This is a genomic window from Streptomyces sp. NPDC004126, from assembly GCF_050275515.1.
GTDB lineage: Bacteria > Actinomycetota > Actinomycetes > Streptomycetales > Streptomycetaceae > Streptomyces.
Map to the genome: position 1 here is coordinate 81752 of NZ_JBNNPF010000014.1, position 14961 is coordinate 96712.

Annotated in this window: 13 protein-coding genes and 2 pseudogenes; 8 read left to right on the plus strand and 7 right to left on the minus strand. The window is 72.7% G+C overall.

Features of this window, described 5'->3' with window-relative positions:
- Window positions 1-166: 166 nt before the first annotated feature.
- From ACQKM2_RS15860 to ACQKM2_RS15880, 5 genes and pseudogenes are all read left to right on the plus strand, one after another.
- Window positions 167-505: pseudogene (locus ACQKM2_RS15860) on the plus strand (TfuA-like protein); the annotation flags it as partial.
- 1188 nt (window positions 506-1693) lie between these two features.
- Window positions 1694-2059: pseudogene (locus tag ACQKM2_RS15865) on the plus strand (hypothetical protein); the annotation flags it as partial.
- A 59-nt stretch (window positions 2060-2118) separates the two neighbouring features.
- A complete protein-coding gene (locus ACQKM2_RS15870; RefSeq protein ID WP_427710097.1) occupies window positions 2119-2811 on the plus strand; it encodes a nucleotidyl transferase AbiEii/AbiGii toxin family protein in 693 nt (230 codons plus the stop codon).
- A gap of 194 nt (window positions 2812-3005) precedes the next feature.
- Window positions 3006-4472, plus strand: a complete 1467-nt coding sequence (locus tag ACQKM2_RS15875; protein WP_427710099.1) for a hypothetical protein — start codon at window positions 3006-3008, stop codon at window positions 4470-4472.
- A gap of 15 nt (window positions 4473-4487) precedes the next feature.
- A complete protein-coding gene (locus ACQKM2_RS15880; RefSeq protein ID WP_427710101.1) occupies window positions 4488-4706 on the plus strand; it encodes a hypothetical protein in 219 nt (72 codons plus the stop codon).
- A 203-nt stretch (window positions 4707-4909) separates the two neighbouring features.
- Here ACQKM2_RS15880 and ACQKM2_RS15885 read toward each other — a convergent pair whose 3' ends face one another.
- The 6 genes from ACQKM2_RS15885 to ACQKM2_RS15910 all read right to left on the minus strand — a co-directional run bounded on the left by ACQKM2_RS15885 (window position 4910) and on the right by ACQKM2_RS15910 (window position 10944).
- Window positions 4910-5296 carry a DUF6009 family protein gene (locus ACQKM2_RS15885; protein WP_042804613.1) on the minus strand — a complete coding sequence of 129 codons (387 nt, stop codon included), beginning with the start codon at window positions 5294-5296 and terminating at the stop codon, window positions 4910-4912.
- 238 nt (window positions 5297-5534) lie between these two features.
- Complete coding sequence (locus ACQKM2_RS15890; RefSeq protein WP_427710103.1) at window positions 5535-7127, minus strand: DNA primase family protein; 1593 nt, start codon at window positions 7125-7127, stop codon at window positions 5535-5537.
- Complete coding sequence (locus tag ACQKM2_RS15895) at window positions 7124-8170, minus strand: bifunctional DNA primase/polymerase (protein WP_427710250.1); 1047 nt, start codon at window positions 8168-8170, stop codon at window positions 7124-7126. Before ACQKM2_RS15895 ends, ACQKM2_RS15890 begins: the two co-directional genes overlap by 4 nt.
- Before the next feature lie 875 nt (window positions 8171-9045).
- Complete coding sequence (locus ACQKM2_RS15900) at window positions 9046-9516, minus strand: hypothetical protein (protein ID WP_427710105.1); 471 nt, start codon at window positions 9514-9516, stop codon at window positions 9046-9048.
- Window positions 9517-9750: 234 nt separating this feature from the next.
- Window positions 9751-10170 (minus strand): hypothetical protein, encoded by a 420-nt coding sequence (locus tag ACQKM2_RS15905; protein ID WP_362467517.1) that lies wholly within the window; start codon window positions 10168-10170, stop codon window positions 9751-9753.
- Between the two features lie 63 nt (window positions 10171-10233).
- The gene (locus tag ACQKM2_RS15910; protein WP_125605454.1) at window positions 10234-10944 is read right to left on the minus strand and encodes a hypothetical protein; all 711 of its coding nucleotides are present in this window, start codon (window positions 10942-10944) and stop codon (window positions 10234-10236) included.
- A 996-nt stretch (window positions 10945-11940) separates the two neighbouring features.
- On the opposite strand from ACQKM2_RS15910, the gene ACQKM2_RS15915 reads away from it, so the two are divergent.
- From ACQKM2_RS15915 to ACQKM2_RS15925, 3 genes are all read left to right on the plus strand, one after another.
- The gene (locus ACQKM2_RS15915) at window positions 11941-13032 is read left to right on the plus strand and encodes a hypothetical protein (RefSeq protein WP_427710107.1); all 1092 of its coding nucleotides are present in this window, start codon (window positions 11941-11943) and stop codon (window positions 13030-13032) included.
- Between the two features lie 92 nt (window positions 13033-13124).
- Complete coding sequence (locus tag ACQKM2_RS15920; RefSeq protein WP_427710109.1) at window positions 13125-13352, plus strand: hypothetical protein; 228 nt, start codon at window positions 13125-13127, stop codon at window positions 13350-13352.
- A 276-nt stretch (window positions 13353-13628) separates the two neighbouring features.
- Window positions 13629-14585, plus strand: a complete 957-nt coding sequence (locus ACQKM2_RS15925) for a hypothetical protein (RefSeq protein ID WP_427710111.1) — start codon at window positions 13629-13631, stop codon at window positions 14583-14585.
- On the opposite strand, the gene ACQKM2_RS15930 is transcribed toward ACQKM2_RS15925, so the two are convergent.
- Window positions 14527-14937, minus strand: a complete 411-nt coding sequence (locus ACQKM2_RS15930) for a hypothetical protein (RefSeq protein WP_427710113.1) — start codon at window positions 14935-14937, stop codon at window positions 14527-14529. The two genes, ACQKM2_RS15925 and ACQKM2_RS15930, sit on opposite strands and share 59 nt — an antisense overlap.
- Between the last annotated feature and the right edge of the window lie 24 nt (window positions 14938-14961).

Below are 14961 nucleotides of genomic sequence, written 5' to 3' on the forward strand. Positions count from 1 at the left end.
CTGGGGCCAGAACCCCCGGGCCCTTCACGTGTTCGTCGGGCCGACGCTGCCGAGGTCCGAGCCGCAGCTCGCCGCGCCGGGGGTGCGGGTCTGGCCGCCGGCGCGGCACGGCGACCTGTTCGACACCGCGATCCAAGGCGGTGACACGGTCGTCCTCATCGACGGCGTGTATCACCAGGCGCCGGCGCTGCGGCACAAGGAGATCCTCGCCGCGATGGGCCGGGGCGTCGGGGTGGTCGGGGCGGCAAGCATCGGCGCACTGCGGGCGGCCGAACTGGCGCCGTACGGAATGCTCGGCGTCGGCCGCATCTACACCGCCTACGCCCGTGGGGACATCGACGGCGACGACGAGGTGGCGGTTGGGCAGGCCCCGGACGGTGCGTGGGACGCGCTGACCTGGCCGGTGGTCAACCTCCGGCACGTGCTGGACCTGGCCGTCTCGACCGGCGTGCTCGACGACGATCGGGCCGCCGGGCTCCTTCAGGCGCTGCGCGCGGTGTACTACCCGCAGCGCACGTGGGCCGCCGTACGGACCGTGTGCCGCCGCCAGGGCGAGACGGCGTTCGCCGACTGGCTGACCGAGCGGCGCGAGCAGGACCGGCACTTCGGTGACCTCAAGCGCGCCGACGCGCTCACCGCCGTACGGACCGCGCTCGACGGCACCGCGGAGGCGACGGACAAGGCTGCTGTCGTGCCGAGGTGGGAGACGGCCTACTTCCGCCGCTGGTCCAACGCCGCCGCGCGCGGGTGCGTGGACGGGATGGTGCTGTCCACCGAGGACCGCCTCGTGTACCAGCAGGTTTTCGACCCCGCGTTCGGCGAGCGGTGGGCGGCCTACCTCGAACACCACTCCCTCCACCCCGCCGACGGCGGGCCCGGGCTGCCGCTCGCCGAGCGCCTGGCCCGGGCAGGCGTGGGGGACCTGCCCGCCGACCGTGTGTTCCGCCCGGCGGTCGATCTGCGCGACGGGCAGACCGTGGCGCTGCTGCCGGGCGGCGAGAGCGCCGAGGACCGGCGCGCGGTCGCCCGGTACGCCGAGGCCCTCGTCTGGGCTCGGCGCAGCCGGCCCGGGTTCGGGAAGAGACCAAGAGGATGGAGACGGCCCGTGGTGGGCGCTGACGAGCTGGTGGCGCTGCCCGGCACCGTACGGGCCCGGACGCCGGAGGAGACGTGGGAGGCGGTGGCCGGCCGCCTGGAGGAGTTCGGCATTACCCGCGTCGCGGACCTGACGGGCCTGGACGTGATCGGGCTGCCGGTGTGGACGGCGATCCGGCCCGCGTCGGAGACCTTGTCCACGTCGCAGGGCAAGGGCGCCACCGCGCTGTTGGCGGTGATGGAGGCGATCGAGCTGTGGCACGTCGAGCAGCCGCTGCCCGTCGCCGCGGTGGGCCCGGCCGCCGAGGTCGCCCCCGACTGCCCCGTGACCGCGCTGCCGACCACCGCTCCGTGCCCCGGGGACGCCCTCGCCCGGGTGGTGTGCGAGTGGACGCCCCGCGCCGGCCTGGCGAGCGGGGCGAAGACGCTGCTGCCGGTCGACCTGGTCCGCCGCCGCGGGACCAGGGGCCGGACACGGGGAAGCGGGGCGAGGGCTGGAGGGACGGGGCCAGGGGGTGGTGTCCCGTCGGGGCCACCAGTGGGTGGTATGACGCGGCTGCGGTACCGGGGGCGGGCGGGACGCGGGATAATCGGGGGCATGGTCACGCCGTACTCCCCCACCCCCGGTCCGTCGGCGGCCGAGGTGCTGCGCGCCCGGTACGCGGGCAGGCTGCCCGGCGCCCTCGACGAGCTGGCGGGGCCCGAGCACGGCGTGGTCGAGCTGCCCCTGCACGTCGCCTGGTCCGGGCTGCGTTCGTACGACCTGGACCGGCCGCGCCTGCGCATGGGCCTGTACCGGACGGTCCTGGCCGAGGGGCAGCACGAGGACCTGGTCAAGCTCCTGAACCGCGACCTGCTCGCCGCCCAGTGGCCGGTGCTGCGCACGCTGGTCAGCCGGCACGTCCGGCAGGTCTGGGAAGAGGCCTTCCCCGAGCTGGCCCAGACCCCGGCCCAGGCCCAGGCCCAGGCCCAGAACCAGAGCCAGAGCCAGGCACCGGCACCGGCAGCCGGGCCCGCGGCGGCGTGAGGCTCAGCGGTCTGCACCGCCGGCTCCTGGACGCCGTGATCGACATCGGCTCGCCGTACCCCCTCGTCCTCGCCGGCGGGTACGCCGTCCAGGCCCACGGCCTGGCCGACCGCGTCAGCCAGGACCTCGACGTCGCCACCGAGAACCCCGCCCCCATGGCCGACATCGCCGCCGGCCTGGAGCACGGCCTGGCCGCGCGCGGCTGGCGGGTGGAGACCATCGCGGTGGACCCGCTCTCGGCCCGCCTCGTGGTCAGCGATCCCGCCACCGGTGAGCGCTGCGAGGTCGACGTCCTCAAGGAGCACTTCTGGGCCCCGCCGGCCCGGACCGAGTACGGGCCCGTCCTCGCCCTCGACTCCGTCATCGGCACGAAGGTACGCGCCCTGGCCGACCGCGGCACCGCGCGCGACCTGATCGACGTCCACGCGGCCTCCAGGCACCGCACCCGGGGCGAACTCGAAGGGCTCGGCGAACGGCACGGCCGCGACGAGTTCCGCCTCGCCGACCTCCGCGACCGGCTCGCGGGCGCCGAATGGACGGACGACGAGGAGTTCACCGCCTACGGCCTCACCGAGCCCGAGACGGCCGCGGTCCGCGCGTGGGCGCTGGACTGGGCCACCGACCTCGACCACCGCCTGCACGACGACAACGACGACACCGACGACAACTGCGACAACGCCGACGGCTGAGGGACCGGTTGCTCCGGTCCGGTGGACACCGCCGGTCCCGGCCCGGATCGCGCGGCCGGCGACGGGCGGTCGTGATCGGCTGCTTCCGGCGCTCCGCGCCGAAGGCCCCGCGACGGGGCGGCCGGCTGGACGCCACGGGCCGCCCGCAGTAGCAGTACGGGGCGCTCCCCCGACCGAGACTGAGGAGCCGCTGGATGTACCAGCAGCAGAACCTGCGGGCGACCCCTTCCCCTCGCGGTGTCCGGCGACCGTCGCGGCCCGGCCGGCTCCTGTCGGCTGCCGGTCTGGCCGTCGCGGCCGGGCTCGCGCTTCCCGGCCCCGCAGCCCAGGCCGCCGCCACCCCCTCCCCCACTCCCACTCCCGTCACGAGTACCGTGCGGTGCTCGGTGCCGGACCTGGTCCGGGCGATCCAACGGGCCAACCGCACCCCGGGAGCCGACACCATCCGGCTGGCCCGCACATGCACCTACGAGCTCGTGACCGCCGACCCGGACAGCCCCGCCGACGGGCTGCCGGTCATCACCAGCGAGATCACCATCGACGGCGACGGTGCGACGATCAAGCGCGCCGCGTCCGCCCCGGACTTCCGGATCCTGCGCGTGGGCCCCGACACGGGCGCCCTGACGCTCAACCGGACGACCATCAGCGGCGGCCGGGCGACGGACTGCCCGCAGTTCCCCGGCCAAGGGGTCTGCGGGGGCGGCATCTACAGCCAGGGCAGTCTGACGGTGAACCACAGCCGGGTGGTCCACAACGCCGCCCACACCGCCTCGGCCGACGTCTTCGCGGAGGGCGGCGGCATCGACAGCGACGGCACGGCCACCGTCAACGACAGCGAGATCAGCCACAACTCCGCCACCTACTCCGGCCCCACCCCGTCCAGTGCCGAGGGCGGCGGGATCGCCAACGACGGCACGCTGACGCTCAACCGCACCCGGGTGACCGACAACAGCATCGCCGTCACCGACGGCAACGACAGCTTCGCGTTCGGCTCCGGCCACGCCGCCTTCGGCCTCACGAAGATCGACCACAGCACCATCAGCGGCAACCGCGCCAGGGCCGTCGGCGGCACGGCGCTCGGCGCACTGGCCACGGGCGACCCGCTCCCGGGCCAGGAGACCACCCTGGCCGTGACCGACAGCACCATCTCCGGGAACACCACCAGCGCCCCGAAGGGCACCGCCCTCGGCGGCGGACTCGGCACCAACTTCCCCGTGAAGCTGGTCCGTACCCGTGTCGTCGACAACACCGCGACCGCCCCCGGCGGCACCGCGCGGGGCGGCGGGATCCACATCGGCCGTACGGGCGAGGTGACCCTGCGGGAGAGCACGGTACGGGGCAACACCGCCCACGCCCCCGGCGGCACGGCCCGGGGAGGCGGCATGAGCAACGCCACCGGCGGCACCGCACGGACCTACCGGTCGCACATCACCCAGAACACCGCCGAGGCCCCCGACGGGGGCACCTCCCAGGGCGGCGGCGTCTTCAGCGCCGTGGGATCCACGACCCTGGCGAAGGGCAGCGTCACCGGCAACCGCGCAGCCGACGGCGGCGGGATCTTCGAGGCGTCCGGAACGGTCACCCTGAACGGCACCCCGGTCCGGGACAACCACCCGGACAACTGCGCGCCGGCGGGCAGCGTCCCCGGCTGCACCGGCTGAACACCGTCAGCGCGGGTGGCCGGTCCGTCTCCCCGGCAGGCGCCGGAAGATGCCGGGGAGACGAACCGGCACGCCGGCCACGCCGACACCGTCCGCGAGCTGATCGACGGCAAGGCCGGCACGCGGAAGGACGACAGCAACATGGGCGGCGGTGACGAGTCCTGGTACCAGGACCACCGCAACCGCCTGGAGGCGTCCGCCAAGGAGGCCGGGGCCAGGCACGGCTCGCGCTGACGGGTGGGGCCGGCTGCGTGCGCTGCTTCGCCCTGCGGCCCTGGCCCGGACCGGGACCCGGACGGGGACCGGGACCCGGACCCTGGCGTTCCCTTTCAGTCCCTGCCCGTTCGTGCAGGTCAGAGCGCCGGCAGCGGCGGCCCAGGGACTGAAGGGACCGAGTTTTCGAAATGCGTACGTACAGACGGGCGGGCGGGCCCGCGTCAGGCGACGGTGCGCGTCGCGGCGCCCGCGGCCCCGCGCTGGGAGCGCTCCGTCTTCATCCCGACGTGCCGCGGCTCGACCGTACGGGGGTCCACCGCCTCGCCGGGGGCGCCGGCCCGGTACAGGCCGTCCGGTTCCGCGTCGCGGTCGTGCGGGAGCAGGTAGAAGACGCGCCGCTTCTGGAGCCCGCTGTCGGGGTCGGCCTCCGCGCTGTCGCAGAGTTCGGCGAAGCCGACCATGCGGCCGTCGCGGTAGTAGCGGGGCTTGCCGCGCCTGCGCGGGGTCTTGTCGAGGGCCTGGCGTACGTAGTCGAGCTGTGCGGGGTCTTCCAGCCACACCACCTTGTCCTCGTGGGTGAGATCGCTTGCTTGAAGTAGCGAGCTCATGGCCTTGGTCCCTTCTCGGTCTGACGACGTAGACGACGTACCTGTTGCGCGGTCCGGAGTGACCACGCTACCGGGCGCCGGGCACGGGCTATCGCGGTATGCGGGGCGGCGTCCTGTGGCCGGCTCATTCGTTGCGTGTCCATGGTAGGTGGCTGGATGCGGTGGCGGACAGTAGGCCCGGGCGGTTCACCCCCGGGCTGCCCCGTTCGCCGGGCGCGCGCGTCCGCCTCGTACCGGCTCATCCGGACTCGTCCGCGAGCAGGGCGAGGCCGGGGTAGAACTTCTGGCCGTTCGAGCGGAGCATCTCGCCGGGCGAGGAGATGCCGACCTCGGCGCGGATGCGGGTCGCGAAGGCGCGGGTGGTCGCGGGGCGCAGGCCTTCGCCCTCCTGGCACCAGGTGCTGTACGCGCGGTACAGGGCGCCCTGCTCGACCTTGAAGTCGCGCGGCTCCTCGCCGCCGTCGCCGCTGGTGCAGCATTCGGCGAGGAAGCGGCCGATGTGGTCCTCGGTGGTGGCGTAGGCCTGGGTGGCGGTGCGCACGACGGTGGGGCCGGTGAGGGACGGCTTGGTCCGGAGGTAGGCCATGGCGCCCTGGATCATCCAGTGGAGGATGCCGGGACCCTCGTGGTTGACGAGTTCCTCCGCCAGGTTGTCGATCTTGCGGTGGTCGGGGACGACCTTGTCGAACGGGATGAGGCGGATGCGCCGCCAGAACGCGTGTCCGCCGGTGCCGACTTCGGGACGGTGGTTGCCGAGCAGCCAGAGCTTGTGGGTGGGCTCGAAGCTGAAGTAGTCCTGGCGCATGCGGCGGGCCTTGAGGCGGTCGCCGCCGGTGAGGAGCTTGACGCGGGCCTCGTCGAACTTGTCGTGGGGCTTGAGCTCGCTGCACACGAACAGGCGACGGCCGTGGAGCTCGGTGAGCTCGGTGGAGTGCTCGTTGAACTTGCCGCGTTCCATCAGGAAGCCGGGCGGGGCGACGTCCGCGTAGTCGCCGAGGATCTTGATGACGATGTCCATGAGGGCGGACTTGCCGTTGGCGCCGATGCCGTAGAGGAACGGCAGGACCTGGCCGCCGACGTCGCCGGTGATGGAGTAGCCGAGCAGGAGATGGACGAAGGTGATCATCTCCTTGCCCTTGTCGTCGTCGCCGAAGGTCTCCGTCAGGAAGCGGGCGAACCGGGGCGTGGGGCTGGCCTCGGGCGCGAGGTAGGTCGCGCGCGAGTGCAGGTCCCTGAGCGGGTCGGGCTTGCGGAGCTCGCCGGTGCGCAGGTCGACGACGCCGGCCGGGGTGCACAGGGCGTACTTGTCGCCGTCGAGGGTGTCGGGGTCCAGGGCCAGTTCCGGGGAGGCCTTGGCCTGGGACAGCATGGCCTTGACCCCGGAGGTCGACATCGCGCGCTTGCGGTGCTGGGCGAGCTCGCGGTCGGTGAAGTGGCCGCGCGGGTCGTGCAGCGGCATCTCCTCGGCCATGTCGCCGGCGGCCCAGATCGCCGCCTTCTCGCCGCCGGTGCGCTTCCAGCGGTACTCGTCCCACACGTACCAGCCGAGGCCCTCGACGTGGCGGAAGCGGTGGTTGTGGAGGTGGGCGAAGAGCTTGGCGTTGCCCCGGTCGGTGAGGTTGACGAGCAGGCCGGCCTGTACGAAGTCGTCGGCGCGGGCTGACGCGGTCGCGGGCGTGGAGACCTGCTGGGCGGGCAGTTGGGCGCTCTCGGCTCCCCCGGCCGTGGTTCCGGGGCTCCCGGCCGTCCCGGCTCCCGTCTCGGCCGCGAAGACCGCGAGCTGCTCGGCGGCGGCGTGCGCGTCGAAGCCCGTGCTTCCTGCGCTGCTCATGAACGTCCCTTGGGGTGGATGGGGCGGTGGCTGCCGGCGCGGAGCGCGGAGTCGATGACGAGCCGGTTGCGGCCCGCCCGGGCCGGGCGGGCCGCGTCCGCGGCTTCGGCGAGGAGGCCGACGCATTCGGGCAGCGTGATGTGGCCCCCGGCCGCGAGGCCGCCGGCGGTGAAGGCCGCCCGGTTGAGCTTCTCGCCGAAGGCGGTGCCCGAGGGTGCGTGGGCGCAGTCCCGGACTTCGGCGAGGAGGGGGCCGAGGATGCGGTGCGCGTCGTCGCCGCCGACGGCGGCCCCGGCGGCCCGGCGGCCCTTCGGCTCCTGCTTCCGCTCCTGCTTCGGTTCGTGCTTCGGCTGCGGGAGGGCGGGATGGTGGCCGGTGCGGGCGAGTTCGGCGCCCAGCCACAGCGGCAGGGGCGCGGGGGTCCGGGCGCCGGGCAGGGCCTCGTAGGTGCCGTGGGGCGTACGCGTACCGGGCGCGACGATGTAGCCGCCGGTGGCGCGTACGTCGACCTGCCAGGCGAGGGCCGTACGGCTCCCGGTGCCGGTGGAGGAGCGGACGGCGGGACTTCCCAGGGGGGCCCGGTACCAGATGTGCAGGCCGCCGCTGGGAGTGCGTACGCGCAGCGTCCCGCTGTCCCGGGCGGGATCGGGCCGACGGCGTACGGCGGCCAGCAGGGCGAGGGTGTCGTAGCCGGAGCTCAGCCCGGTCAGGTCGACGCGGTCGTCGATCGGGATGCCGGGCAGCAGGCGCCCCCGCTCCGGCAGCTCGGCCGGGTGGGTGTCGACGTCGATGACGACGAGTCCGGCCGGGCCGCAGGAGACGCCGACGCCGAACCGGGGCTCCTGCCTCCACCAGTCCCTGATGACGGCCGGGTCCGTGGTCGCGGCGTGGAAGCCGTGGCACCACCGCCCGCGCGCCGTGCAGGGGCAGTCGGCCGGGGCGTGCTGCTGCTCCCGGCAGGCGGCGCAGTTCCCGGCGGGCGTCTTGGTCCCTGGGGCGAGGGGATGGACGGGCATGCCCTTGGCCGCGAGCCAGAGCGCCACCTCAAGGCCCTGCCCGTGCTCCGTGCCCGTGCCGACGGCTGCCGCTGGTGGCGGCGTTGCGCTGTGGGCTGGCACGTGTGTCTTCCTCGGCGGTGCGGCTGGACTTGGTTCGACTGTGTGGGCTGGTCCGGGCGTTGGCCCCGGTCCCGGCAGGGACTGAAGGGACCAAACTTTCACAATGCCGGAGCCTAGCGCAGCGACACGCCGAAGCGGCGCAGGCTGCTGCGACTGTTTTGATTTTTCAGTCCCTTGAGTCCCTCCGGGTGGAGTGGCCGCGGAGGGCCGGCCGGAGGGCGGGTCGGAGCGCCTGCGCGGCGGATTGCTGAGGTTTGCCGCTTATGCCCGAGCCTGGACTCAGGGACTGAAGCCCCGCGAGGTCTGGAGGCCCCCTCGCCCCTGTTCCCCGGCTCCCCCGGAACAGGGGCGGAACGGCCGTCAGTCCCTGTTCGGTCCCTGTCGCTTCGGTCACTGACAAACCTGCAGGTCAAGCGGTCTGCCTCTGGATCCGGAGGGACTGAACAGGGACCGAAGGGACTCAATTTTCTAGTTATGAAGCGAATATGAACCTGTTACTCCTTACGCCCGCGCATACACACACGCACGTAAAGGCTGGAAGAGTGAATTCTCAGTCCCTTCAGTCCCTGCCCTTCTCGGTGGATGGCCTCTGACCTGCGAAAACGTAGAGGGACTGAGGGACTCAGGGACTCAGGGACCGAAAGCGGTCGGAGGTGAGGGTCCAGAGACCCCCAGCGGGAAGCCGGTTCGAGGGAGCCTCAGCTTCGGTCCCTGTGGACGGACGGACCGACCGACAGACCGACAGGGCTCAGGGACCGAAGGGGCGGCCGGCGGTCAGCGGTCGGCACAGCGGGAAGGAATCACGGCTGCGCCGGGCCGGTTCCGAGGTCGAGGCGCATGGCCTCCCGCAGGCGGGCGAGCGCGGTCTCGTAGTCGGCACGGCCGTCGGCGTACGCCTCGTCCTCGGCACGGGTGCCGCTCGCCGCGAGGTCCCGTACGTCGCGCAGGCGCCGGAAGGCGGCCTCGGAGGCGGCGAGCACGTCCGGCCCGGCCGTGATGGACATCTGGTAGCGCAGGCCGTAGCAGGGCGCGAAGCTCTCGCGGGCGGAGCGGGCCCGGTCGGCGGGGGCCGTCTCCGTGTCACGGGCCAGGCTGCGGAAGGCGTTGCGGGCTTCGGAGAGGGACGTGAGGTAGTCGCCGTACAGGACGCGCCGCACGGCGAGGAGACGGTCGTCCTGTTCGCGCCGCCAGCGGCTGCGGTCGAGCAGGACGGCGGAAGCGGTCGCGATCAGGGCACCGACTACGGCACTGGCCAGCGTCATCCACGGCATGGGCCAGCGTAGGGCGGGCCCCGGTAGTCCCGAACAGGCCGAAAGCAGCCAACCGGTGAGCGGCTCGCTGCCCCGTTCCGCTGTCGCGGGCCGGGGCGCGGCGGATATAGTGGGGGGACGAGTTACTCAGGCGCGAGGGGCCCTCCACGATGTGGAGGGCCCCTCGTCTTGTGCCCGGAGCTCTTGTGCCCGGAGTCTTGTTCGTGCCCGGCCGACGGCCGCCGAGGCGGTGGCTCAGGCCACCTGGAGCTTCGGGCGGCCCGTCGTCGGGGTGGGCGGGGCCTGGTGGTACGTGGGCAGTTTCAGGTTGGGCAGGTCGCCGGCCTGGATGCGGACGAGGGCCGCGCGGAAAGCGGCCTCCATGCTCTCGGGGCTCTCGTACTTCGCCGCCAGCGGGTGGAGCCGGTAGGAGTTGCCGTTGCGCTCCTCGCTGCGGGGCCTCAGCACGATGTTCAGCTCGCACAGCGGCGCCATGAGCCCGCTGACGGCCTGCGGCGTGACCCCGTACTCGGCCGCCATGTCCTTCTGCCGGACCGCCAGCGCTCCCCCGAAGTCGCTGCGGGAGACCAGGTACTGGAGGAACTTGACGGCGGACCCTGACAACGGCAGGGCCCAGATGCGCTCCGCGACGATCGGAGACATGACGTTAGCCATGGGAGAGCCTTCCTCGTGAGCGGTGGCGGTGGTCCCTGGTGGAGGACGGGCCTGGCAGCACTATCACCCGGTACGTTTCCTTCCGCGGTAGTCGGCTGCCGCCCCGAAGTCGAGGTCGAGTTCCTCCTGATGGGCACCCTGAGGGCCCACAGCGTAGGGGAAGGCCTCGACGTCGTGCTCGTGCCGGCCGGCGATCTCGGCGAGTACGTCGTGCTGCGCGGTGCTGTTGCCGTGGAACCACAGGCGTACGTTGAGCTGGATCCGGCCCCTGCCCGCCTTCTCCACCCAGTTGTAGCCGCACAGCGCCTGCACGGCGCGGTTGACCGTGGAACGCGTGATCATCTTGCCGCCCTTCTGAGCGGCGATCTTGTTCAGCCCGTCGGTGATCTCCTGTTGCGTGTACGGGGTGACGCCGGTCCCCGGCACCTGGCCGCCGGCCACGAAGAGGAAGACGCAGAGCTGGGACTTGGTGATGCTGTTCGCGACGGCGAGCTGTGCGAGCAGCTGGGTGAACCAGTTGCTGGCCAGGCTGTAGCCGGAGCCACCGGCCATGTCGTGGACGGCCTTCGGATCGGCCGCGTACTCGAAGTGGACGCCCTTGAGCCGTCGGCGCCCCCCGGGGTCGGCCGTCGCGGCGACCTCGGCGACCTTCTCCCCGAGCTGCTGGCCCAGGACGGCCAGGATGTCTCCGTACTCGGCTTCGTTTCCCGCGGAGGTGGGTGCGGGAACGGCCCGGGGCCCGCGCCGGCGACGGGCGGGCGGATCAGATGTCACGTGACCTCCTCGTTACTCAGGCGGTCCGAGAGTATCCAGAAAATCAACGTGTGCTTGTCTTTTGACGCGGCGACGCGCCGGAGGTGACCTGTGGGCACCGTCCTGTTCGAACGCGGCGCCGAAAGTACACGGGGGCTGGAGTTTTTGAGCCCGCGGCCGCCGGAAGTACACGCCTGCTTGATTTCGGTTGCCGCGATGACGGCACGTACGTGCAGCTGCCACGCATGTCGGCGGGCAGTCCGGGCTCCCCGGCCCAGCGCGCTGACCTGCGGCTCCGCCCTGTTGCCGGGCGCCCGTCAAAAATCAAGCTGTGCTTGAGTTTTCCGCCGAATGTGTCCGCCGGGTACACACTCGACGCCCCCGAATGTGCCCTGGGGGACACACACCCTCGACCAAAACCCCAGGTCAGGGCCCCGCAAACGCGGCCGCCTCTTACTAAAAGAGCAACCCTCCGAACGGCGCCCAGTGCAGTCCAGTCCAGTCCAGTCCAGTCCCTCCCTCGACCTACAGGCAGCGGCCCCCCACTTCCGCTCCCCCTCCCTTCCCTCACAGCTGCCCTGATGCCTCCGCCGACGCACCCTCAGTACCTCGTGCCCGCAGGCGGCATGCCGGCCCCGGCCTCCCCCACCCCGGCCACGTCCGGCATCGGCCCCGGTTTGCCCCTGCCCTCGTGCCCAGTGAGGGCGCCCAGCGCCCGAGGGGTGCACCGGCGACCGTCAGGGAGCCGGGGCAGGGCGCGAGGGGGAGCGGGTCCAGGGCGCCGGAGCGCCTGGCGAGGGGGTCTGGGGGGCGAGCAGCCCCCCATGCTGCGGCCGGTCCAGCGCGGCCAGGCGCTGGCGGGGTCCAGGGGCTGGCCCCTGGGATCGACGACCCGCAGCCGACGACTGGCAAGAGCGCTGGCAAGAACCCCGGGAAGAACCCCGGCAAGAGCCCGGAGGGCCGTGTCAGAGGGGCCGCGTAGGGTGGCCGACGAGATCGGGATCGGGGGACGCGCTGGTGAGTTGGTGGACGAGGAAGCCGCTGGAGGAACGGGCCCGGTGGGTGCTCGAACCCCTGCTGAGCGTCGGGCCGTTGCGCTTCGGGATGGACCCCGAGCAGGTTCGGGCGGCGTTGGACGGGGCGCGCGTATCGCCGTCCCAGACCTCGGGCGGCAGGCTGGCCTGGCAGCGGTACCCGGACGTGGGCGTGACCGCGATCTACCAGCACGGGCCTGGAAGCGGCCCCGGATCCGGGCCGTGCCTGGCCGCGGTGGCGGTCGATCCGTGGTGCGGGCCGCTGGTACGGCTGGAGCAGGTCGAGCTGATGGGCCGTCTTCCCTCCGAGGTCCGCGCGGACCTCCGCGGTCTCGCCCGGCGCGCGGGGGTCTCGGTGAGGTCGAACTGGAACGGCGATCCGGAGGTGACGGCCTGGGGGTTGTCCATGGGGGCCGCGCAGGACTGGGGGTCTCCGTCCGAGGAGTGGACGCGTGAGGACCGGGTGATCACGGATGCCCTGCTGGTCGGCCCCGAGCTGGCCGCGGACCCGTACGCGACCGCACCGGTGGTCGGTTGGCACGACGTCCGCGAGGCGAGGACGAACCCCGGGGCCGCACCGCTGACTCCGCAGGAGCGGCACCGCTGGGCCTGGACGCCGCGGGAAGGGGTCGGACCGCTCCGGTTCGGGATGACCGTGAACCAGGTGTCCGCCGCACTGGGCGGCGAGGCGCCGGCCATCCGCCGGGGATGGAACCCGTGGGCCGGACGCGGCGCCGGACAGTGGCACCTGAGGGAGGAACAGTTCGACGGGGCCGGGGTGACCGCCCACTACTGGTCCCCGGAAGGCCCTCCCACCCTGGCGGCCGTCACCGTGGACGGGCGTACGGGGCCCCAGGTCGACTGGGACGGCATCCGGCTGATCGGCCGGCCCGTCTCCGAGGTCGACGCGGAGGTGGTCCGGAGCATCGAGGAACGCGGCCTGGGCTGGATGGTCTACTGCGACGGCGGCCCGGGTCCGGAGGAGCTCAACATGTACGTACGGGCCACCAGGGCCGGGGACACCGTCGTGAGCGGGGCCCGCTTCTTCGCGCCGGACTGGGAGGACCGCGGCTAGCCGGCTGCGGCTGAGACTGCATCCTTCGGCGTACTGGGTTTTCGGTCCTGTGGAGGACGCTCTGGCGGCCCCGGCCGCGAGAGGGTTGGTCCGTGCGAACAACCATCGGATACACCATTGAAAGCATCGGCTACGTCATCGGGGCGCAGGGGCTCGTCAGCTTCGCCTCGCAGACCTTCTTCGGCACGGAGTGGGGCTGGATGCACAAGATCGTCGACCTGCCCTCCACCGCCTACCTCGGTGTCATCGCCGTGGGGCTGGCACTCGTCGTCGGCGGGGTGAAGACGCGGAAGGCACCCGGGCGCCAGGAAGCGGTCTGACCGGCGGACACCTCCCCCGGATGCTCACGGGCACACCAATGCAGCGACACGGCCCGTTTTCCGGCGCAACGGACAAAAAACGGCCGACAGAACGGCCCCTCTGGGCGCCGATCCCAACTCCCCCGGTGTCCCGCGACCTTCCCGGCGCTCACAGGCCGCCAGCGGGCCGCACAGGGCTTTTTGGCGAGGTCCGCTGCCCCTCAGGGGCCCTTGGGGGCCGCGGGCGTCACCTCGACGGAGCAGAGGCGGCGGAGCCGGCCGCGTTAGTCTCGGCGCATGATTTCTGTGCGGCCTCCGAAGGTGATCACGCGTCACCGTGACGGGGCGATCCATGCGTACGTCACGGACTCCGCCGGGGCGGGCACGCTGGAGCCCGTCGCGGTGTTCCGCCCGCGGCCCGGCGACGAGGTCGTGGAGTCGGTGGTCCGGCCCGATCTGCAGCGCGTCGTGTACACGACGCTGAACGACGTCGTGTGCGTCACGCGCGCCGGTGACGTGGTGTGGACGGTGGCCTTCGAGCCGCGATCGGAGCAGCCCCACGGCCACCGGCCTGGCTGTGCGCTGTCCCTGGACGGGCGGAACGTGTGGGTCTACCGGCCGGACGCGATGGCAGGACGCGGGGGCGGAGACCAGTGGGTCGTGCACGACGCCGACAGCGGGGCGGTGATCGCCCGCCGGGAGCTGGAGACCGTCGGGCACGGTGCCTTCCACCACGTGCACCCGGTGGACGGCAGCATCTACCTCGACATCGGTGAGGGCCAGGACGGCTCCGTCATCTGCAGAGCTGCGCCCGGGGCCGACGGCGAGCCGGAGTTCGTGACCTATCCGTGGTGGGACCGCTGCCTGATCGGCCTGTCGCCGGACGGGGAGCAGTTCATGACCGTCGACCACGGCCAGGCCGATGTCGCCTTCCACCGCCACCCCAGCGGGGACGTGCTCTTCACCCTGCCCGTCGAAGCCTTCGGGTACGACCCGGAGGAGTCGTTCGTGGAGTGGAGCGGCGGCTACCTCTCCCCCGAACTGGCCGTCGTCACCCTCGGCGGTGAGGGGCAGGGCGAGGAGGAGTGGTTCCGCCACCACCTGATCGACGTGCAAACGGGCACGCTCGACGGCGAGCTCGTCGTCGAGGCGCCCAATCCGTACGAAGTGGTGCCCCTGGGCGACGGCTCCTGGCTCACCGGCGGTTCCGAGGAGAACCCCGTCCGCTGGTCGCACGCTCTGGGTCTGGCGTAGCCGTCACGCAGACACGGCCGTCGAGCACCGCCCGGTGGGCCGCGTGCTGGATCGCGGGGCGCGGCTCGTTGCCGTTGTCGAGGATGGTGCCGAGCAGCTCGATCACGCCCGGCCGGGCGGTGCAGGCTTCGGACGCCGCGAGATCCCACAGGAAGGGGACCGCGGCGGCGGTCGCGTTGAAGACGGCCAGCTCACCGAGCCACAGGCCGAGGTCGCACAGGGCCGAGGCTGCCGTGCTCGCGTCACCCCACGCCACCCGCGACAGCCGGCCCGGGACGCCTTCGGCCGATCCGTACGCGTGCGTCAGCGCGTGCCACCCGATCCGGTCCATGCCCTTGAGCACCGTACCCATCACGCCCCCTGGACTCTCGCGGCC